Origin of the sequence: Coleofasciculus sp. D1-CHI-01, from assembly GCF_040218875.1 — a bacterium.
Lineage (GTDB): Bacteria > Cyanobacteriota > Cyanobacteriia > Cyanobacteriales > Coleofasciculaceae > Coleofasciculus.
On record NZ_JAVJQP010000078.1, the window covers coordinates 66524 to 86932 of the forward strand.

Annotated in this window: 13 protein-coding genes; 11 read left to right on the forward strand and 2 right to left on the reverse strand. The window is 44.5% G+C overall.

Annotated elements, in window-relative coordinates:
* Positions 1 to 4: 4 nt before the first annotated feature.
* From RIB93_RS14540 to RIB93_RS14580, 9 genes are all read left to right on the forward strand, one after another.
* Entirely contained in the window at positions 5 to 589 is a 585-nt protein-coding gene (locus tag RIB93_RS14540) for a biotin transporter BioY (RefSeq protein ID WP_446373462.1), read from the forward strand.
* A gap of 182 nt (positions 590 to 771) precedes the next feature.
* On the forward strand, positions 772 to 1320 hold the full coding sequence (gene lspA, locus RIB93_RS14545; RefSeq protein ID WP_446373463.1) for a signal peptidase II: 549 nt from the start codon (positions 772 to 774) through the stop codon (positions 1318 to 1320).
* 1296 nt (positions 1321 to 2616) lie between these two features.
* Positions 2617 to 4497: a methyl-accepting chemotaxis protein gene (locus tag RIB93_RS14550; protein ID WP_446373464.1), complete on the forward strand. Its 1881-nt coding sequence runs from the start codon at positions 2617 to 2619 to the stop codon at positions 4495 to 4497.
* Between the two features lie 255 nt (positions 4498 to 4752).
* Positions 4753 to 8955 (forward strand): Hpt domain-containing protein, encoded by a 4203-nt coding sequence (locus tag RIB93_RS14555; protein ID WP_446373465.1) that lies wholly within the window; start codon positions 4753 to 4755, stop codon positions 8953 to 8955.
* Positions 8956 to 9336: 381 nt separating this feature from the next.
* On the forward strand, positions 9337 to 10404 hold the full coding sequence (gene cheB, locus RIB93_RS14560) for a chemotaxis-specific protein-glutamate methyltransferase CheB (protein ID WP_446373466.1): 1068 nt from the start codon (positions 9337 to 9339) through the stop codon (positions 10402 to 10404).
* An 18-nt stretch (positions 10405 to 10422) separates the two neighbouring features.
* On the forward strand, positions 10423 to 11535 hold the full coding sequence (locus tag RIB93_RS14565; protein WP_446373467.1) for a CheR family methyltransferase: 1113 nt from the start codon (positions 10423 to 10425) through the stop codon (positions 11533 to 11535).
* On the forward strand, positions 11532 to 12590 hold the full coding sequence (locus tag RIB93_RS14570; protein WP_446373468.1) for a chemotaxis protein CheW: 1059 nt from the start codon (positions 11532 to 11534) through the stop codon (positions 12588 to 12590). Before RIB93_RS14565 ends, RIB93_RS14570 begins: the two co-directional genes overlap by 4 nt.
* A 78-nt stretch (positions 12591 to 12668) precedes the next feature.
* Entirely contained in the window at positions 12669 to 13064 is a 396-nt protein-coding gene (locus tag RIB93_RS14575) for a hypothetical protein (RefSeq protein ID WP_446373469.1), read from the forward strand.
* A gap of 720 nt (positions 13065 to 13784) precedes the next feature.
* The gene (locus tag RIB93_RS14580; RefSeq protein ID WP_446373470.1) at positions 13785 to 15215 is read left to right on the forward strand and encodes a hypothetical protein; all 1431 of its coding nucleotides are present in this window, start codon (positions 13785 to 13787) and stop codon (positions 15213 to 15215) included.
* A 188-nt stretch (positions 15216 to 15403) separates the two neighbouring features.
* Here the strand turns inward: RIB93_RS14580 and RIB93_RS14585 are convergent, their stop codons facing one another.
* Positions 15404 to 16549 carry a response regulator gene (locus tag RIB93_RS14585; protein WP_446373471.1) on the reverse strand — a complete coding sequence of 382 codons (1146 nt, stop codon included), beginning with the start codon at positions 16547 to 16549 and terminating at the stop codon, positions 15404 to 15406.
* A 493-nt stretch (positions 16550 to 17042) separates the two neighbouring features.
* Here RIB93_RS14585 and RIB93_RS14590 point away from each other — a divergent pair, with 493 nt between their 5' ends.
* Positions 17043 to 17915, forward strand: coding sequence for an alpha/beta fold hydrolase (locus tag RIB93_RS14590; protein ID WP_446373472.1), 873 nt, complete (start codon positions 17043 to 17045; stop codon positions 17913 to 17915).
* Positions 17916 to 17940: 25 nt separating this feature from the next.
* Here RIB93_RS14590 and RIB93_RS14595 read toward each other — a convergent pair whose 3' ends face one another.
* Positions 17941 to 18078, reverse strand: a complete 138-nt coding sequence (locus tag RIB93_RS14595; RefSeq protein ID WP_446373473.1) for a hypothetical protein — start codon at positions 18076 to 18078, stop codon at positions 17941 to 17943.
* A gap of 332 nt (positions 18079 to 18410) precedes the next feature.
* Here RIB93_RS14595 and RIB93_RS14600 point away from each other — a divergent pair, with 332 nt between their 5' ends.
* The gene (locus RIB93_RS14600) at positions 18411 to 20276 is read left to right on the forward strand and encodes an ATP-binding protein (RefSeq protein WP_446373474.1); all 1866 of its coding nucleotides are present in this window, start codon (positions 18411 to 18413) and stop codon (positions 20274 to 20276) included.
* Positions 20277 to 20409: the final 133 nt, after the last annotated feature.

Consider the following 20409-nt stretch of genomic DNA (forward strand, 5'->3'; position numbering starts at 1 on the left):
AAAAGTGTCTGCTCCCCATGAACTCGTTTGGGCTTTAATTGGCTTATTACTGACTATCGGTGGCACCTTTTTAGAAGCCTTCGTGACAAATCCGCCCTGGGATTGGTCAAGCCAAGGAATTCAGCCCATTTCCTTAGGCGTTACCTGTCAGATTGGGGCGGTTCTACTTGTTGGGTGTTTAGGTGGAAAAAATGCAGGTGTCCTGTCTCAAATTGCTTATGTGGTTTTAGGTTTAATTTTACCGGTCTTTGACCAAGGCGGGGGTTTAGGCTATGTCATAAAACCCATGTTTGGGTATTTATTAGGATTTATTGCGGGAGCCTGGGTTTGTGGTTTTTTGGCGTTTCGTCTGCCTTTGCGATTAGAATCCCTAGGGTTTAGTTGTTTATGTGGTTTATTCACAATTCATATTTACGGGATAGGCTATTTAACGATTTTCCATCTTATTTTTGACCTGACAAGTATGGATAGTTTATCGCTGATGGATGCTATGTTGAAATACTCAATTTATCCGTTACCTGGACAGTTATCGATCGTTTGTGCCGTTACAGTTGTGGCGTATACTCTGCGGCATTTATTGTTTTATTAGTCATTGGTCATTGGTCATTGGTCATTGGTCAAATAATTTTCTCATTCACAATTTAGTCAAGGCGGGTTTTGAAAAAACATTATCATCAATAGCTGGCGCGATAGCCCCTAAACCCGCCCCGACAAACCGGGTTTCATCGAGAGTCGCCAAGGATTAGAACTTTTCCATTCCTAACCATAACCATGCCTCTTAGAAAAAATCGTTACTTCTGGGTAATTGCCGCTGTTAGTGTAATTGTGGATCAACTGACTAAATATTTAGTGGTACAAAATTTTGCCTTATACGAAAGTTTGCCTCTGATTCCCGATATTTTTCACTTAACCTATGTACTCAATACTGGGGCAGCATTTAGTCTGTTTAGTCAGGGCGGAGTTTGGCTGCGCTGGCTATCACTGGCAGTGAGTCTGGGGTTAATGGGGTTGGCATGGTTTGGTTCCCGACTGAAACCGATTGAGCAATTAGGCTACGGCTTTATTTTAGGCGGTGCATTAGGGAATGGAATTGACCGCTTTTTTAATGATTGTATCGTTAATGGAAAAGAGTTAACCTGTGTAGTTGATTTCCTGGAATTCCCGATTGTTAAGTTTCCTATATTAGTCGATTTTCGTCATATTCAACTCGCGCCTTTTCCGGTGTTTAATTTTGCTGATGTTTTTATTAATCTAGGGATTATCTGTTTGTTAATTATCAGTTTTCGCCAAAGCCCATCGGCGGCTAACTCAAACAAGTAGTCTGAGTGTGCCGTTTCAAAGGTCATTCAACTTAAGCTACAACCCTCACCTCCAGCCCCTCTCCATCCCCTCACAAGGGTAGTAGCGTGGCACACCTTATTTGATGAATTAGAATTACGCCCGGAAACCGTAGGGGCGCATGGCGTGCGCCCGATTTAATGGTAAGATCTAATCCATCATTTTAGCTGTGTCAAGCCAGTAGTAGCGTGGCACACCTTATTTAAGGAATTAATCTGACGCCGCGAAACCGTAGGGGCGCATGGCGTGCGCCCGATTCAATGGTAAGATCTAATCCATCATTTTAGCTGTGTCAGTCCAGTAGTAGCGTGGCACACCTTATTTAAGGAATTAATCTGACGCCGCGAAACCGTAGGGGCGCATGGCGTGCGCCCGATTCAATGGTAAAATCTATTCCACCATTTTAGCTATGCCACGCCAGTTGTCAGTAATGCAAGGTTGATGGCGAAGACAGCGCAACTGCACACTTAGGTTTCAATTCGTCCTGATACTATTTCTCGTAATACATTGCCCCTAAATGTATGACAAGTGTTTGTATGACAACTTTCAAGCTATATTATAATCGCTGAATCACTCAAGATTTCAGAGGCATATTTGTCAGATTAAATATAAAAGTTTAATTTCGTAAATAGAGAAAAATTAACTTAAGTCGTCGCTTTATTTTTTACTTATAAATTATAAATAATTAATAAAGTTGTTGCCGAAAATCAATCCAGTGCAATAGCATAGTAATGACGTAGAAAACGGTCTGATAGGAAAAAAAAGCTGGGTGTCTCTAGTAGTCTGGGTTAAACGCTCCTCTAGAATGTATGTCAATCAAAGCCAATACCTCATTAGGTTATTTGGCTTAAACTTGCTCAAACCCAGCCTTGGTGAACAGGCTGATTTTCCATTCTCAATTCAGCCAAAAACGATGATAGGCTCTCATCCTACAGATTGGCTAAACCAGGGTTATCTATGATTATGAGCAAACTTGGATTCAACTGAACTAAACAGCAAGTATCCTGCGATGACCTACACCTTGACAGACTTACGATTTTGCAGCATACGTTTGGCTTATCCTTTAGGAAAAATGCCCTGAGTGAATTTATCGGTAAAGATGTAACCCAATTTATCCCTGTGCTAAGACGGGTGAAAGCCCATCCCCCCTAATCTGGTAAAACATAGGACTAGGGGGGTTTCCAAGGAAAGAAATGAATGGACTGTATTTTTTAGCCTCCCATCTCCAGAAAAGCGATGGGGTTGTTAAACGGAATTTAGAGTGATAGGTAACCAGCCATGTGGGCAAAATTTCTCAAGAATTTATCCAACCAGAAAAAACTTCAGAATCAAATCTTATTGCTGCTGTTTTTAAGCAGTCTTATTCCCGTCTCAATCGTCGGAATTTATGGGATATTTTCGTCCTCGACTGCCTTATCTGAAGTCTCGGAAACTAAACTGGAGGACAGGGTTACTGATGATGCCGAAAATATTGGTGCTGTCTTAGATGGGATTAATGAGGATGTTTTATTTTTGAGTAAAATTCCCGAAATTCAAGGGATTATTCGCTCAGAAACGGATTCCGAAAGCAATCAATCGGCTGATGTTTGGGTAGACCAAGCCCAGACCATTTTTGAGAGTCTAATGCAGGCGAAGTCTCAATATATGCAGCTGCGATTTATTGACGAAAATGGTCTAGAAATTGTCAGGGTTGATTCCGATGGAACGACGACGACAGTTATCCCCAAATCTGAGTTGCAAAATAAAGGCGATCGCGGCTATTTTACAGAAGCGATTAAACTAGAACCAGGAGAGGTTTATGTCTCCCCGGTGAACCTAAACCAAGAACGCGGTGAAATCGAAACCCCGTTTAAACCAGTGATTCGCTACGCCACACCTGTTGCTGATGCAGCCGGGGAAAAACAGGGGATTGTGATTGCCAATGTTTTTGCTAACAAGTTCCTGCAATATATCGAAGACGCCAATTTAAGCGAGGGCGAAACAGCCTTACTGGTTAATGCAGAGGGCTACTATCTCTCCCATCCCGATGATGAGAAAGAGTGGGGATTTGACCTAGATACAGATGAAACCTTGGCGAAGGATTATTCTGACCAAATTGTTGAGCAAATTCTCCAAGGTGAACAGGGATTAATTGGTACAGGAAGTAATGAATTAATTAGCTACGCTACCGTTGATCCAGCGCCGAATCAACCTGGCTTCTTGGTGGCTATCCGTACCGTTCCCAAAAGCACAATTTTTGCCTCTGTGACGGCGTTTAAAGTAGTAGCGACGCTGATTATTTTAATCTCCCTCGCCGCTGTGTTACCCGTGGGCGTTTTCCGGACAAGTCAACTGGCAGATTTACTTAAACAAATTGTGACTCGTATCTCCACCTCTAGCCAAGAGATTTTCTCCACCTTAGAAGAACAAGAACGGGTGGCGAGTCAGCAAGCGGCTTCGGTAAATGAAACGACTACCACCATGGATGAGTTAGAAGCCTCCTCCCGACAATCCGCCGAACAAGCCAAGGCTGCTGTATCCGCCGCCCAGAAAGCGTTGGAACTGACTCAGGGAGGAACCCAAGCAGTCGGTGAAACCCTGGAAGGGATGTATACCCTGGAAAATAAAGTTGGCGCGATCGCACAACAGATTGTTCGTCTTTCTGAACAGGCAAATCAAATTGGTAGTATTTCTCAGTTGGTGTCTGAGTTAGCTAACAAAACCAACATGTTAGCGCTTAATTCCTCCGTAGAAGCGGTGCGTGCGGGAGAACATGGGAAAGGCTTCTCAGTGGTTGCCAATGAAATTCGCAAATTAGCCGATCAAAGTCAACAATCCGCTGACAAAATTGGTACACTGGTTTCCGAAATTCAAAGCGCGATTAACTCAACGGTAATGGTGACAGATGAAGGCACAAAAACCGTGGCATCCGGTGTACAAATTGCCCAAAAAACTAATGAAGCCTTCACCGGGGTAGCCGATGCGGTGGACAAAGTGGTGTTAAATAACCAACAAATATCCCTGAACTTAAAACAGCAAGTCGATGCGATTCAACAAGTCGTCGAGGCGATGGAAACGATTAATAAGGGCGCTAAAGAAACCGCCACAGGTATTAATCAAACCAAGATCGGGACTCAGCAACTGAACGAAACCTCTTTGGAATTGCAAGAGATGGTTTAAGGATGTAGAGACGTGCCATGGCACGTCTGGGAGCTGGGGAAGCAATGTAGAGACGTGCCATGGCACGTCTGGGAGCAGGGGGAGATGGGGAAGATTGTGTAGGGGCGGGTTTCACTACTATCTTTTTGGTTACACCCAGATGTAATTAAACCCGCCCCGACTTTACATAAGACGAATGACATAAGACATAAGACATAAGACGAATGACATAAGACATAAGACGAATGACATAAGACATAAGACATAAGACGAATCATGATCATAGACGATGAAGAACTGCGAAATTTATATCAAACGGCGAGCAAAAAACATCTAGAGCAACTCACCGTTGGTTTGCAGCATCTCCAGAAAAATCCAGAGAATGAAACAACCTTAGAACAGTTGCTGCGAGATGTTCACAGCTTAAAAGGAGACTCCAAAAGTTTAGGCGTTAAAGCTGTCGAAACCCTTGCCGATCGCATGGAATGGATTCTGGCACGGATCAAACGCCAAAAGCTGGTTTTTTCGCCGTCAGTAAGTCAATGTCTTGATCATGGATTAGATGCAATTCGTCTTTTAGTTGCTGAAGCTATAACAGGTAAACCAAGCGGCGTCAATTTAGCTGAAATATTGGATCAATTTAAACAACTCGCTATTGAACCAGCAGAAAATGCCGCAGGTAGAGACATTCCACCGGAACCTCTAGAGGGAGAGGATATGAGCGTTGAGTCATTTGAATTAGCCGAAAGCTATATCGACGATGATGAACTCCGAGACGTTTATCAACTGGCGAGTCATGAACGGTTACAAAGCCTAGAAGCTGGGTTACGTCATCTGACAGACAATCCAGACGATGAAGCCATCTGGGAACAGTTACGCCGGGAAGCCCACAGTATTAAGGGCGATTCTCGTAGCGTTGGTGTGGAAACTGTGGAAATTTTGGCTCATCCCCTGGAAGAAATTATCGAGAGTCTCAAATCCCAACCCACTACTTTTACCCCAGATATTAGCCAAACCTTACATCAAGGATTAGAGGCGATTAGCCAATTAGTCCAGGAAGCGGTAACGGGTAAACCCAGTGCGGTGGACATCACTGAGGTACTAGAACAATTTATGCTAGTGCTGGAGGATTGCCAACAATCGGCTGTGGCGTCTCCAGTTCAAGCGGAACCAGGGCTTGTCGGGGCGGGTTTTAGCGATACCCTGGAACCGACAACCCCTAACGGAACCAAACCCACCCCGTCGCAACCGTCTCCCTCACCCCAACTTGCAGACAGTTATATTGATGATGATGAATTACGAGAGGTGTATCAACTTACCAGTGGTGAACGATTGCACAGCCTGGAAACTGGCTTAAATGATTTAGAACAAAATCCCGACAACCAAGACATCTGGGAAGAATTACGCCGGGAAGTTCATAGTATTAAAGGCGATTCTCGCAGCGTTGGCGTGGAAACCGTGGAAATTCTGGCTCATCCCCTGGAAGAAATTATTGAAAGCTGCAAATCCCACCCCCCTACTTTTAACCCAGAGGTTAAGCAAATCTTACATCAGGGAGTAGAGGCGATCGCGCAATTCGTCCAAGAAGCGATAACTGGTAAACCCAATGGGGTGGATACTTCCGAAGTGCTGGAACAATTGATGCTAGTGCTGGAACATTGCCAACAATTGGCTGTTGCGTCTCCAATTCAAGAAGATGCAGGGCTTGTCGGGGCGGGTTTGACGAATACTCTTGAACCGACAACCGATAACGGAACCAAACCCACCTCGCCACAACTCGCAGACAATTATATCGATGATGATGAACTCCGCGAGGTGTATCAACTCGCCAGTGACGAACGGTTGCAGATTTTAGAAGCCGGGTTACTCCATTTAGAAAAATATCCCGATGATACGGCGACATTAGATCAATTACTGCGGGAAGCCCATAGTCTCAAAGGCGATTCCCGTAGCGTTGGGGTTGAATCGGTGGAAACCCTTACCCATCATATCGAAGAAGTTTTTGATCGGATCAAATCTTACCAGCTTGGGTTTACGGTCAAAGTTAGTGAAAGCCTCTATGATGCATTAGAAGCTATCCGCTGCTTAGTTGAGGAAGCGGTAACGGGTAAACTTCAGGGCGTGGATACCGTGCAAGTGCTGAACCAGTTAATCGACGCCATTGAAGCATCAGCCCAATCCCCTCCGGTGATACCTGTCTCCAAATCTCCGACACCCTTATCATCCCATCCCGTCTCTCGTCCGGATTCGGTCACGATTTTGGGGTTACCCGATGTCCAATCTTCACCCTCGCAACCTTCCCTCAGCGCCACGTTTATTGACGATGAGGAAATGCGGGATGTTTATAAACTTGCCAGCCTGGAACGCTTGCAGAAACTAGAAACCGGATTACTGCAATTAGAAAAGCAGCCGGATGATCCAACCAGATTAGACGAATTATTGCGCGAAGCCCATAGTTTAAAAGGAGACTCCAGAAGCGTCGGCGTTGAACCCGTGGAAGCCTTAATCCACCACGTTGAAGAGATTTTAGGCGGGATTAAACTCCAGCCTACTATCTTAACCCCAGATATTAGCGATCGCTTGTATCGAGGATTGGATGTGATGGGTAAGCTGGTACAGGAAGCGGTGACGGGTCAACCTCAGGGTGTGAATACCACCGAGGTTCTCAACCAATTACTAGAAGTATCTCTCCCCACCTTACCTGACACTGTACCGACTCCCGCCCAACCTCCAATCCCCAAAACCCCAGCCCTGAGTGACACCTACCGGATTGATACGATTCGGGTTCCCACTCGTGATTTAGATGCGTTAATGGCGCAAGCGGAGGAATTAAATGTAACTAAACTTCGCATCGCTTACGCCGCGTCAGAAGTTGAGGAATTGGTGACACTTTGGCAAGATTGGAAAGCCTTCTATCGTCAATCCGGTGAGGCGACAGCCACGGAAGTTAACCCGTTCCAAGAACGCTTAGGTGACAAGATTACCAGCTTACGCACCGCCATTCAGGAAAATACCTCTAACCTAGATTTAATTGCAGAAGATTTACGGGATAGAATTAAAACCCTACGCCAGTTACCCCTGTCTACTATCTTCCAGTTGTTTCCCCGTATGGTGCGGGATTTAGCCCGGAAACAATCTAAACAGGTGGAGTTAATTATTGAAGGGGGAGAAACGACGGCAGATAAAACTATTCTAGAAGATATTAAAGATTCTTTAACCCATCTGATTCGTAACGCGATCGATCATGGGATTGAGACACCCGAAGAACGGCATAAATTAGGCAAACCCCCAGTGGCAAAAATTTGGCTGCGGGGGAGTCTGGTGGGGAATACAATTATCATTGAAGTGGCTGATGATGGGCGAGGACTGGATATCGACCAAATTAAGCAGACGGCGATTAAACGGAAGCTTTACCAACCCGATGAACTAGAAAGGATGAATCCCAGCCAAATTTATGACCTGATTTTTGCCCCAGGATTCTCCACCCGCAGCTTTATTACTGAAATTTCCGGTCGCGGGATTGGCTTAGATGTAGTCCGGACAAACATTGAACGACTCAAAGGCGCGATCGCGATCGAATCAACTCCTAATCAAGGAAGTCGATTCCGTATCCAACTTCGCACCACCTTAGCTACCGTTAATGCCTTATTTGTTGAGGTTCAAGGAATTGTCCAAGCCATTCCGATTGAATTCGTCCAAACCAGTTTACTCCTTTCCCCAGATGAAATAGAAACCATTGATGGGCGCGAGACATTGAATTGGCAAGGTCAACGGGTTCCCGTCGCCAATCTCGCCGATGTCTTGGAACTCTCAAACTCCCCCGCCTACGCCCTTATCGCCAAAAAAGAAACACCGATATCTGAGTTGCGATCGTGTATTTTGCTCAAGGTTGGTGATCAAGTTTCGGGATTTTTAGTGGATCGACTTTTGGATACCCAAGAAATTCCCCTCAAACCTCAAACTGTGTTATTAAAGCGGGTTAAAAATATTCTGGGTGCAACAATTCTCCCCACCGGAGATGTTTGTATGATTCTTAATCCGGCTGATTTAGTGAAATCAGGACAAAAACAAACTCCGACAACAGTTTCGGTTAAAGCCAAGACGGTTCTACAAACCAAACCCACGATTCTTTTAGTCGAAGATTCTCTCCCCGTGCGGACTCAAGAACGACGACTTTTAGAAGGGGCGGGGTATGAAGTCGTAATTGCAGTTGATGGATTAGATGGCTATACCAAACTTAAAAGCCGTCATTTTGATGCCGTAGTTTCTGATGTGGAAATGCCTCATTTAGACGGGTTATCGCTAACCGCCACGATTCGCCAGCATCCCGAATATCAAGACTTACCGATTGTTTTAGTCACCACCTTGGATTCAGAAGCCGATCAACAACGGGGTGCAGAAGCCGGGGCGGATGCTTACATCATCAAAGGTAAATTCAACCAAGCGTTTCTGTTAGAAACCATCAGCCGACTGGTTTAATTGAGTTAAGCTTCCTTCCTTCGTTCGTTCGTTCGTTCGTTCGTTCGTAGTCGGCACTTTAGTGCCATCAGCGCTAAAGCGCTTACTACAAACCCTTAAACCGTTCCGTTCGTTCGTAGTCGGCACTTTAGTGCCATCAGCGCCAAAGCGCTAACTACAAAACCTTAAACCGTTCCGTTCGTTCGTAGTCGGCACTTTAGTGCCATCAGCGCCAAAGCGCTAACCACAAACCCTTAAACCGTTCCGTTCGTAGTCGTTTAGTGCCATCAGCGCTAAAGCGCTTACTACAAACCCTTAAACCGTTCCGTTCGTTCGTAGTCGTTTAGTGCCATCAGCGCTAAAGCGCTAACTACAAAACCTTAAACAACTAACAAATGACCAATGACGATTAAAGTTCTATTAGTAGAAGACTCCAAAATATCCCTAGTCATTCTCAGACGAATTCTCAATGAATTCCCCCAAATTGAGGTAGTCGGAGAAGCACAAAATGGCTTAGAAGCATTGAGCCTAATTTCTCAAATTAAACCCGATGTAATTTGTACCGACTTACACATGCCGCAGATGGATGGGTTGGAATTAACCACTGAAGTCATGAGTCATAATCCTATACCAATTTTGGTCTTGAGTGTGTCGGTACAACAGGAAGATACACATCATATCTTTGATGTCCTCGAAGCCGGCGCCGTCGATATTTGTCCCAAGCCATTGGCTGGCTTAACCACAGAAAACCAAGAATTTAGACGGGAATTAGTTAATAAAATCAGTATCATTTCTGGAGTTAGGGTTTTTAAGCGAAAACGCAGATATTCGCTGCCACGCCAACCGATTAATCTGAACAACCTAACCACGGCTCCAACCAAATCGTACCCGAAGCCTAAAATAGTTACCATTGGCACATCAACGGGTGGACCTCCGGCGTTGCAGGAAATCTTTTCCCAACTTCCCGCCAATTTCCCAGTTCCCATCCTTTGTGTACAACATATTTGTAAGGGATTTTTACAGGGCTTAATCGATTGGTTAAGTTCAACGTGTAAATTGCCGATTAGAATTGCCGAATCGGGAAATAGACCGCAACCCGGAATCATTTATTTTCCTCCAGAACAACATCAGCTAAAAATAGATAAGCAGGGTAATTTTGTTTGTTCAGATACCGTGGCTTTAGACGGACATTGCCCATCGGTAACGGTTACATTTGAGTCTGTCGCCAATGTTTATGGCAAGAAAACGACAGCCATATTATTGACCGGAATGGGCAGAGATGGGGCAAAAGGAATGTTAACCGTTACCCAAGCCGGGGGGTTGACGATTGCTCAGGATCAAGCCACATCAATCATCTTTGGAATGCCCAAGGAAGCCATTGAGTTAGGAGGGGCTAGAGAAGTCTTACCCCTGGACGCGATCGCGCCAATGTTGCTGGAACTTTTACAGAAACAGTCGATTCTACAGTAAACCGATTAGGTAATGAATGTGTCAACACCCAATGAGTTAAGTCCTAAAATAAAACAAGCCTTTATTCGCTTAATTGCTCAACGTACTGGTTTAGTAATTAGAGAACGCGATCAAGCCAACTTAACGGACAAAATATTTGCCCGAATGAAGGCAATTAAACTAACATTTCCAGAAGATTATTACTTGCTGCTCAATTGTCCAACCATAGAAGCTGATCAAGAATGGAAAAAATTAGTTATTTTACTCACCAATCTCGAAAGTTACTTTTTCCGGGATAAAGAACAATGTAAGTTACTCAAAACTAAAATATTACCCGAACTAATTCAGCGTCATCAGGTCGATAAAACCCTACGGCTTTGTAGTGCTGGATGTTCAACGGGCGAAGAGCCCTATTCCTTAGCGATTATGCTCAATGAACTGATTCCGGATATTGATAGCTGGAATTTAGTTATTTTTGGCATAGATATTAATCAAGAGGCTCTAGAAAAAGCCAGACAAGGAATCTATCGAACTTGGTCATTAAGAAGTATTGATCCCCAGATTAAACGCCACTCCTTTAAACTAATTGACAATCACTACCACATTAACCCCAAAATCAAAGCATTAGTCAAATGGCAACAAATCAACTTAGTCAAAGACCCTTTCCCTCAACCTCATTTAGATTTACAGGAGTTTGATTTAATTATTTGTCGGAATGTTTTTATCTATTTTGAATCCGCTGCTATTGCCCAAGCCTTGGATAAGTTTTACCACGCCCTCCAGCCCTTAGGTTATCTGATTACAGGTCATTCTGAACTCTATGGTCAAGTTCTAAAGCAGTTTCAAACCAATGTTTTTCCCGAATCCTTGGTTTATCAACGTCAAACCGAGAGTTTAGTCTATACGCCTTTAGGCGATGTCTCCAGTCCCCTAAGTTTGGAAACTGACGATGATTACACCTTAACCTTTAATCCGGAAAGCATCGAACATGACTTAGAAAAAAACACGATTAAAATGCAGCATGTGGCATTGAATCTGCTCAAACAATTACCGCCCAATACTCCCCTGCCAAAATTAGGAGATTTGACGCCATCTGAACTGATCAAACAACTCCAATCTTCCTTGCAAATTATCGAACCTGACTCCCCATGACAGACAACTCCTATTTTAGTTTTGGTTTAAATGATCGGCTGTATGGTATCAGTACAGCTTACGTGGAGGAGGTGTTTCCTCTCCCAGAATTAATCTCCATTCCCGAAACGCCGCCTGAAATGATTGGCGTGGTGAATTTGCGCGGAGAAATGATACCCATTATCGATTTTAATCGCAGTTTGGGCTTAGATTTATCTAACTATGGTTTAACGGATAGTGTTATCGTATTAAAACGAGAAAAAACCAAAGTTGGAATTATTGTGAATCAGGTTTGTGAAGTCCTGACAATTTCAGCCGATGAAATTACCACTGAACTTGAGCCGAATCAAACCGTTAGCGAAAACGGCGTCATTGGTGGACTCACCCGCCATGCAGGTGATATCGTTATTTTAAGTGATCCAGAGAATTGGTTAAGCTCGATAGATAGCCACACGTTTAAATTAGTGGAGAACTATCTCAACCAAGAACTTAACCGGAGTCAATCGAGTGAAGAATTAGTTACCGAACAAGCCGTATTTGCTGCAAATGCAACACCCGCAGAACGAGATGTTTTTCGAGAACGAGCGAATAATCTTAAGCTTCCCTTCGAGAGTCAGGATTTAACCCTTGTCAAACCGTTAACGATTATTGTCTTAAATGATCAGTTATTCGGGATTGATTTAGGCGTTGTGCGGGAGTTTACCGATATCCAACAGGTGACACCGATTCCCTGTTGTCCCCCTCATATTGTAGGAAACATGAATCTGCGTGGGGAAATTGTCACCTTAGTCGATATTCGCCCAGTGTTGAAATTGCCCTCAACCGCGATAACCCGAAGTTTCAAAGCGCTGATTGTGGAGGTTGAGGAGATTTTGGCGGGTGTGATTGTTGAAGATGTGCGTGAATCGATGTTCCTGCTGAATCCGCTCCAGATCATCGCCGTGACTCCTGAAACGACTATCATAAATCATGACTATTTGCAAGGAGAAGCGGTCTATGCTGAAAAAATAATGAGCATTCTGGATGTACCGAAAATTTTCTTGCATGGTGGCTTAATCGTGGAACAAGCGGTTTGATTGTCATTGGTCATTTGACGCCCCAATCTTTCACCTAACCAAAAACCCAATGTAGGGGCGGGTTTAGGGACAAAAGCAATGGAGTCACCAATCACCTTTGGACAAAACCCGCCCTGCCCCAATCTTTCACCTAACCAAAAACCCAATGTAGGGGCGGGTTTAGGGACAAAAGCAATGGAGTCACCAATCACCTTTCGACAGAACCCGCCCTGCCCCAATCTTTCACCTAACCAAAAACCCAATGTAGGGGCGGGTTTAGGGACAAAAGTAATGGAGTCACCAATCACCTTTCGACAGAACCCGCCCTGCCCCAATTTCGACATTTTTTTGGTGCGATCGCGGTTGAGAATAAGGTGGGTTTGGTTGTCCAGTTTGGGGTTAATCGATTGCCTTTCGGTGGGGAGGGCGGGTTTTGTTGTTGGGTTATTGGTGGGGAGGGCGGGTTTTGTTGTTCCGTTATTGGTGGATATCTGAATTGATTCCCTAAACCCGCCCCTACAATTGATTCCCTAAACCCGCCTCTCAACCGTGTAATACAAAAATTTCCATTTTCGGTCTATCTGTATTACACCGACTCTGCTTAGGAATCACCGAGAGACAAACTTCACAACCCTTGTGTTATCTATATTCCGTCTATTGCAGACTATAGCGATATATTTCAATATATCACAAACTGTTTTATATTAACCCTAAAAGTGTAATACTAAACCTATTTAATTGAGTGACAAACTGATCAACCAGCTAATTTTAGAAAACTAGATTATAGGACATTAGTGCAAATATTAATGTTTTCTTAGTAAAAAGTTATTTTTTGCAAGTATTTGCTCAAATTCATTTTGAGATATTGTCACAATTTTCTCTTCTACCTAAAGGCGGAGACTATCCCCTCAAAAAACAAGGATTGTCAAATTACAAGAATTTTTAGGCATTTTCCGGCAAATCCCCCCCTCTGCGGTTACAAAGCTACACATAGTCTTTCTTACGCTTAAATTATCTATATTTGGCAGTTTTGCGCCTTGTCCCATCTCAATTACTAAGTCAGAATAGAGTGTTTTATACAAAAAAAACGTAAAGCAATCTTTTCACTTTTTTAAAGGAATGATGAAGTTTTCCAAAAAATATACAAAGAGGTTGCAAAAGTTAAAACTTATTCGTTAATATGCTATTCAGAACGAAAAAACCAGGGAAACTTGCATGTCAAACTCGGCTTTGCCTCAAGATAATCCAACACATCTCACCGATTCAAGCGCGAGCAAACCAGGAAAAAAAACAAGGAATAAAATTTTAATTGGCACCCTTGCCGTATGTATTGGTGTAATTGGTTTAGGAGGAGCTGGACTGGCGTATCGACAGACCACTCGATATAAAGTCAGCGATGCAATGGAGGTTAATCTCAAGGAATTAACCAATACTAAATATCCCGCCAACACATCAGGGTTAAGTAAAAAATTCCGCCGCTATAACGATCGCACCTTAACCGTTGTTAAACGGGATGACCACCATTTCGATTTTGTTCTGGAGCCGAATAACGATCATACGGCTAAAATCGTCATCAAAAATATTGATTTAGAACTTTTAACCCCGAAAGCCCCCGAATGGGTCAAAAACGATGAAGGCTTAGAAGTCGTTGCCTTTACTAACCGCGAATGGAACCGCCAACAGATCAGTTTCCCGGCGGACTCTGAACATATTGAAATTAGTGGCGGTGACGGGTTTGAAAAAGACAATATCTATCAAGTCGCTTTAGCCAATAACTGCATCAATGGTGGACTGTGGGAAGTCATTCTCACCACCAAAGAAGACGGCAATAAAAAACTTTACTACCAAGGATGGTTTGACTTTCCCCATGGACTGTACAAAGAAGTCTTTGAAGAAATCAACAATATCTCTTACTGGAAACACTGGCGACGCTTAGAACATTGGAAAGATCCGAGTGGCGCTGTTGTCAAAACTGACTTGCTGCGAGATGTCATCAATGAACAAGAGGTTCAAGCCGATTTCCCCCTAGATGAAAAAATCATTGCGTCCGGTGAGCAAGTCCGTAAAGTCCGCACTGTTCTCGCCAATAACTTGCAAACTTGGGGGGATTTCTATAGCGGTGAACATGAAATTCAATTTGGCTCTTTTGTTCCTCCTGGATACTACAATACCGATAAACCTTGGGGAAATGAATACTGGCGCATTGGTCAATTTGACAAAGCCGTTCTCCGGAATATTGACCCTGTAGGTGTCGATGAAACCTTACAGGAACTGGAGTTAACGTTCACGGATACAAAAACTAATGAACAGAACAAATTGTTTATTAGTGGTGTCAATATCAAAGACCTACCGCAGTTACCTGTAGAGGACTATAATCAGGGCTTGTATAAGCCTCTAGGAATTGGCATTCCGCCTTTCTATCAAGACTACGAAGAACTAAAAGCCAACCATCCCGATAAAAGTCCTTATTTCAGTGCATTACTGGATTCTAACGGCGAATGGATTGACAATCATAAAGTTGCCCTAGATGGTGTGGTTATGCATCGGGATCAGGATGACCCAGAACTGTTGCATCTGTACTTCTTGTCCTACGAACGGATGACCCTAATTGCCCACTTCAAAATTGATATCAAATCCCTCTACTAGTCACTCGTTGTAACTCACTAATAAGATACCCGACTTCTGAGAGAAGTCGGGTATCTGAAACTGACTTGGTTAGGGCGGGTTTAGTCACATCCGGGTGCTAAAGAAAAGATAATCGTGAAACCCGCCCCTACAAAACTCTATGTGAAAAGTCAGACTTATTCTCTTGTGCCTCCTGCGTTCTTGCTGCCTTATCCCAGATGCTTCTGCACCATCTCCAGCAATTCTTGAGCTTGAGGCGGTTTTGCTAAAAATCCGGTTGCACCCACAAGTTGAGCGCGAGTCCGGTCAATTGATGTATTTTTAGCCGTCAATATTATAATCGGTGTCTTTTTAAACACAGGAGTTTCTCGCAGAAACTTACAAATGCTATAGCCATCAGCATTCGGTAAAAGGAGGTCAAGCAAAATTAAATCTGGCTTATGTTCAATCAGTTGAGAGAACCCTCGCATCGGTTCGGGAATACTCAACACTTGATATCCATTGGGAATTAAAATTTTTCGTAACGTGAGCGTTAACACCGGGCTGTCATCAATGCAAGCAATTAAAGAGGTTTTAGTTTTGGGTGGAGTTGGCTTGATTTCAGGTAGCTTCCTGTCAGCAACTACCGGAGTATCCCCACCATTATCGTTGCTGCTTGGTAACGTCAAATCGGGAATGTCTTGAAATTTAATCATCCCTCGTTTAGTCCAATTCACCAAAGACTGAGTAACTTCAATAATGGATTGATTTCGCTCAAGCGCAATATCCCACAAGGTTAATTTTCCATTGAGATACTTGTCTTCAATCGGCAATTCAGACCTGTCCGCTCCCTCTTGTAAAATAGGAGCCAAAGTTGGGTGAAGGTGACTCAAGCCAGCCGCTTGCCATTGTTTCTGCATTTGCTCGGCTGTACCCAGAATCGTTTGTATTTCGTTGCTGGATAAGGCAACAACTTTGCAAAATGTCGATATCGTTGTTTGGGTGGGCTTCCAGTCTCTGTTCAAATCCCTGTAAGGCGTGAGTTCAAATAAACATTCTTGAACTAAACTGCGAATGATTAACTTGGCTTGAATCAGGCTAAGTTGTTTTTGGCTCAATCCGCGATCGATGAGCTGACATTCCCAACTAGGATTGTCGGAAAACTGGGAGTAATCAGCCCTCCAGTGCCAATTCGACCGATGCTGATTGATTGCCCGGTTCCAGCGTCTTACGGGATGATGTTTACTTTTCGGATAAAGTAATTGACCCCGAACCAAGTACAATGTCCAAAATGCCTGAGAGTTTTTTAGAATTAGCTCTCCGTTTCCATGTTTACTATAGTCGTTTAACTCTTGAATTAGACGGGTTAAGTTCATTCGTAATAATGAAATTATTTTTTATAAATAGAAATTTGTGACCTAATACAAGCGGCTTCCCAACCTACGTCATAACACGAGAGTTTCAGGTTACTGCTAGTATTCTTTGTCAAAAGAATTAGCATCTGATTCAAAGAGAGAACCGATGCACGAGAAGAGTAGATGCTTGCCTTGAAACGTAAATGGTCTGAATTATACTTCGCGCGGTCAAATTTGTCATTCTGAACGGAGCGATAGCGGAGTGAAGAATCTCACCAGATGTTACGCTGTACTTCACTAAGCTCTGCATGACAAAAGCTCAGTTGTAACCGCGAACAGTATAACTCAACGGCGCGATCGCGCTCAAAAAACGGATAATTAATCTAAAACACCTGTATCTGCTGCTGGGAAGGAATTTCACCCCATGCACCCTCTGAGTAGCAACAAGATATTGTCTTGAATATAAACTAACGTACTTGGTTAAGATCTGTCTACTGATTCCCTGTTAGCACTTATGTTTGAGCAATTTACCCAGCATCGGATTACCACCTCAGACGCCACGATTAATCTGGTGATGGGTGGCGCAGGATATCCTCTGTTATTACTCCATGGTTATCCGCAAACTTATGTAATGTGGCATCAGGTTGCACCCGTTCTGTCGCAGCACTTCACCGTGATTTGTGCAGATTTGCGCGGCTATGGTGACAGCGATAAACCCAACTCTGATCCAGCCCATCTGACCTATTCTAAACGGGTAACTGCCCAAGACCAAGTGGAACTGATGGATATCCTGGGTTTTAAGCGCTTTTTCGCCGCCGGACACGATCGCGGCGGACGGGTGTTGCATCGCCTGCTACTTGACCATCCTGATCGGGTGGAGAAGGCGGCGGTTTTAGATATTGTACCCACCCGCACGATTTTTCAAACCGTGGATAAAGAATTAGCCACAGCTTACGAACATTGGTTTTTTCTAATCCAACCCCATGATTTTCCCGAACGACTAATTGGTGCAGACCCAGAATTTTACCTGAAGACTAAGATGCACCAATGGAGTGCGACACAGGTGGGGTTTACCGAAGCGGCGATGGCAGAATATAGTCGCTGCTTCAGTCAACCTGCGGTGATTCACGCCACCTGTGAGGATTATCGCGCCGCCGCCTCCATTGATCTAGAACACGATGAAGCAGATATTGACCAGAAGATTCAATGTCCTCTGTTGGTGCTATGGGGAGCCAAAGGGGTGATGCAGCGCCGCTATGATGTCCTGCAAACCTGGCGCGATCGCGCGATCGATGTTCGGGGTCAGGCGTTGGACTGCGGTCATTTTCTACCAGAGGAAGCGCCGCAACAGACAGCCCAAGCGCTGCTAGATTTTTTTGTCGGCTAATCGTGATTCGGTCTTAACTTTATTATCAATAGATAAAGGTGCGATCGCCAGTGTTGGCTGGCTGTGAGAATTTATCCACCGCCACAACCACCACAGCGACCACAGCCACCACAACTACCGCCGTTGCTACCGCAACCATCACCACCGCTACTACGGTAACCACGGGGATGAGCGCTGTATGATGGAGAGCTTTCCTGACTGGGGTTTACAAAGGGTACACATCCAGAAAAAGCAGGGGGTGTCTTGAGAGACTTTTAGGTAGAGAAGGGACAGAGGCGATCATCTAGGAGACTTATAGAAGATTTTATTTGTCATGGCACCATACAACCACTAGGGTTTATTTATTGTTGTTTTTTATACCCATAATTATGAATTTTATTACCGTTGTGAAATGGGGTTTTCTGATCAAGCCAAATAACTCATTTATGAAATTCATCATATTGACTTTGTTTTTCCCTTCATTTATCCTGCTAGACAGGGAAAATACAAAATGTTATGGAACAAGCCGTAGCCGATCAATTCAGAATTGATAACCTGGTTAACCTGAGTGCAACCGTCGGGATGGTGCGCCAGATGCTGGAACGGTATGTGGCGCAAGTGGCAAATCAACCACTTGACGAGGAACTGAGGTTTTCACCGAACCTGGAAGAAGCAGTGAACCTATTCCAGCCCCCCGCCTTGACTCAGCTATGTCGCGCCTTGGGACTCTCGCGGTTTGAGCGCTATGTGCTGCTATTGTGTGCGGCGATGGAATTAGACCCGATAATTGGGCGGTTATGTGCCGAGGCGCAAGGGAATGAACAGTGGACATATCCTACACCTTATTTGGCATCGCGTATTTTGCCGGAGGCGAGTTGGCAGGCGTTTAACGCTGATGCAGCGTTGCGACATTGGCAGTTAATTGAGATTGAACAAGGGCGGGCGTTTACCCTGAGTCCGATGCGGATTGATGAGAGTATCCTGCTGTATTTGTTGGGGGAAGAGTATGTCGATCCCCAGTTAAAGGGAATACTTAAACCAGTCGCGCCTCAGTCCGATTTCCCTCTACCGCCCTCCCATCAAGGGATTGTACAACAGGTGGTACAAGTTTGGTTACAGGCAACGGCGGTATCGAGTTATCCAGTTATTCAACTGTGTGGCACTCAGCTATCTGATCAGCAGTCAGTGGCGGCGGCGATTTGTGCGTTGCTGGGGTGTCATTTGAAGCAGGTGTCTCTGACTACCCTGACAGCTACACCCGGTTTATTATCCACCGCCGGGAGTTTAACCGCACTGATGCAGCGCTGGGAACGGGCGGCACGGTTAACCAATAGTATCCTGTTACTGGATTGTCAGGAGATGAATGGGGCGGATAGTTTACAACGCCAAGTATTTCTCCAACTGCTAGAGAATTTGCAAACTCCTTTAATTATCGCCAGTCGGGAACGGCTATTTTCCCCCCAACGTTCGCCGATTACGTTTGATGTGCCCAAACCTACCCTGGAGGAACAACAGGCGATTTGGCTGGCACAATTAGGGACAGCGGGGGAGTCGTTAAATGGGCAGGTAGAGGCGTTAGCCTATCAGTTCAATCTCTCAGCACCGGGGATTGTTGCCGCTTGTACCCGTGCCTTAACAGTTGAGGAAGAGGGGGAGAATAATCCCTCTCCAGTTTCCGAACAACTCTGGGACACCTGTCGCATCCAAGCCCGTCCGCACTTAGATGCCTTGGCGCAGCGAATTGAATGTCGGGGCAGTTTCGCAGATTTGGCTTTACCTGAACAACAGTTGCAGCTACTACGAGATATTGTTGCTCAAGCCCAACTACGTCCGCAAGTGTATCGGCATTGGCAATTTGACCGCAACCGGGGACAGGGATTGGGGATTAGTGCTTTATTTTATGGTCCAAGTGGGACAGGGAAAACGACAGCAGCGGAAATTATTGCGGCTCAATTACGGTTGGATTTGTATCGCGTCGATTTGAGTGCGGTGGTGAGTAAGTATATTGGCGAGACGGAGAAGAATTTGGCGCAGGTGTTTGATGCAGCAGAGATGGGAGGTGTGGTACTGCTGTTCGATGAGGCGGATGCTTTGTTTGGTAAACGAGGGGAAGTGAAAGAATCGCGCGATCGCTATGCCAATCAGGAGGTGAGTTATTTGTTGCAGCGGATTGAGAGTTATCAGGGAATTGCGATTCTAACCACGAATCTGAAAACGGCGATGGATAAGGCATTTGAGCGGCGGTTGCGGTTTATAATTGAGTTTCCCTTTCCAGATGCTCAGCAACGGTGTCAGATTTGGCAGCGGGTGTTTCCTCAAGCCACGCCAACGAAGGGGTTAAATTATCGAAAATTGGCACAGGTGCCGCTGTCGGGGGGTTAGTATCTGAAAGATAATTTCTAGGCACATCTTGGCAAATCGTCCTGATTGCCCATATAATCTAGGGTAAGTTAAAAAGTAAGGATTATATGGAGAGCATTCAGGGCGTGACAGTGAGTATAGGAGAAGCGGCTAA

Coding starts and splice junctions, on each gene's coding strand:
- RIB93_RS14600 (WP_446373474.1), top strand. CDS start 18,411: ATGGAACAAGCCGTAGCCGATCAATTCAGAATTGATAACCTGGTTAAC.
- cheB (WP_446373466.1), top strand. CDS start 9,337: ATGACGATTAAAGTTCTATTAGTAGAAGACTCCAAAATATCCCTAGTC.
- RIB93_RS14585 (WP_446373471.1), bottom strand. CDS start 16,549: ATGAACTTAACCCGTCTAATTCAAGAGTTAAACGACTATAGTAAACAT.
- RIB93_RS14590 (WP_446373472.1), top strand. CDS start 17,043: ATGTTTGAGCAATTTACCCAGCATCGGATTACCACCTCAGACGCCACG.
- RIB93_RS14575 (WP_446373469.1), top strand. CDS start 12,669: ATGGAGTCACCAATCACCTTTGGACAAAACCCGCCCTGCCCCAATCTT.
- RIB93_RS14580 (WP_446373470.1), top strand. CDS start 13,785: ATGTCAAACTCGGCTTTGCCTCAAGATAATCCAACACATCTCACCGAT.
- RIB93_RS14570 (WP_446373468.1), top strand. CDS start 11,532: ATGACAGACAACTCCTATTTTAGTTTTGGTTTAAATGATCGGCTGTAT.
- RIB93_RS14550 (WP_446373464.1), top strand. CDS start 2,617: ATGTGGGCAAAATTTCTCAAGAATTTATCCAACCAGAAAAAACTTCAG.
- RIB93_RS14555 (WP_446373465.1), top strand. CDS start 4,753: ATGATCATAGACGATGAAGAACTGCGAAATTTATATCAAACGGCGAGC.
- lspA (WP_446373463.1), top strand. CDS start 772: ATGCCTCTTAGAAAAAATCGTTACTTCTGGGTAATTGCCGCTGTTAGT.